Annotated in this window: 1 protein-coding gene and 1 other annotated feature; the gene reads left to right on the forward strand. The window is 65.3% G+C overall.

From position 1 onward, the window contains the following. Positions 1-55: 55 nt before the first annotated feature. A protein-coding gene (locus ACT3T5_RS19550) for an IS3 family transposase (RefSeq protein WP_443337303.1) occupies positions 56-1,314 on the forward strand; the annotation gives its coding sequence in 2 pieces (ribosomal slippage) (positions 56-338 and positions 338-1,314; 1,260 coding nt in all). Continuing rightward, positions 337-465, forward strand: a sequence feature (AL1L pseudoknot). It overlaps the preceding gene by 129 nt. Positions 1,315-1,344: the final 30 nt, after the last annotated feature.

Genomic DNA, 1,344 nt, shown 5'->3' on the forward strand with positions numbered 1-1,344 from the left:
TGATTCACCCCGGGGATGATGGAGGGACTGAAGCCACGGAAAGGACTTCACCCTCATGGCCGCACCACGTAAGTATCCCGACGAGCTCCGAGAGCGAGCGATCCGGATGGTCTTGGACCTCCTCGAGGAGGATCCCGGCTCCCAGCGGGGAGTGTTTCGCCGGGTCGGTGACCAGCTCGGCGTGAACCCCGAGACCCTGCGCGGCTGGGTCCGTCAGTCCCAGATCGATGCCGGCTCCCGCCCGGGCACCACCACCGACGATGCGCAGAAGCTCGTCGAGCTCGAGAAGGAAGTGCGCGAGCTTCGGCGCGCGAACGCGATCTTGAGGTCTGCGTCGGCTTTCTTCGCGGCGGAGCTCGACCGCCCCTCCAGGTGACCTGCTCGTTCATCGACGAGCACAAGGAAGAGTTCGGAGTCGAGCCGATCTGCACGACCCTGCGAGAAGCAGGCGTCCAGATCGCTCCGAGCACCTACTACGCTCGCCAGCAGCGCGAGCCGTCTGCCCGGGCACGCCGGGACGAGGTCCTCAAGGAGGAGATCGCGCAGGTTCACCACGACAACCTCCGCGTGTTCGGCGCGAGGAAGATGCACATCGTGCTCAACCGTGAAGAAGATCGCCTCGGGCGCGGGCACGTCGCGCGCTGCACGACCGAGCGCCTGATGCGCGACCTCGGTCTCCACGGGATCCGCCGGAAGAAGGCACCGAACACGACGAGATCCGCGCCGAGGGAGGATTGCCCGGCAGATCTGGTGGACCGCCATTTCAGCGCGTTCGCGCCGAACCAGCTGTGGGTCGCGGACATCACCTACGTCCACACGTTCTCCGGATGGGTCTACGTCGCGTTCGTGATCGACGTGTTCAACCGGGAGATCGTGGGCTGGCGAGCGTCTCGCTCGCTACATACCGAGCTCGCTCTAGATGCCTTGAACATGGCGATCTACCTGCGCAGACGCGAGGGGGCAGACCTCAGTGGGCTCGTGCATCACTCCGACCGAGGAGTCCAGTATCGGGCGATCCGCTACGGGCAGGTCCTGGCCGAGCAAGAAGCGGTCGCCTCGGTCGGCTCACGCGGCGATTCCTATGACAATGCGCTGGCCGAGGCCCTGAACTCGCTGTTCAAAGCCGAGGTCATCCGGAACCTCGGTCCTTGGAAGGGCATCGACGACGTCGAGATCGCGACCGCGGAATGGGTCCACTGGTTCAACACCTTCCGGCCCCATCTCTCGCTCGGCGGTCTCACACCGCAGGCCTTCCGCGACGCCTCCTCCACGACCGTTCCCGAACCGCTCCCCGAGACCCTCAACGCCAGATAACCGACCCTCCACCAAAACCGGGGCTTGACA

The sequence above is a fragment of the Brachybacterium sp. AOP3-A1-3 genome, from assembly GCF_052378285.1.
In the GTDB taxonomy this organism is placed as follows: Bacteria; Actinomycetota; Actinomycetes; order Actinomycetales; family Dermabacteraceae; genus Brachybacterium.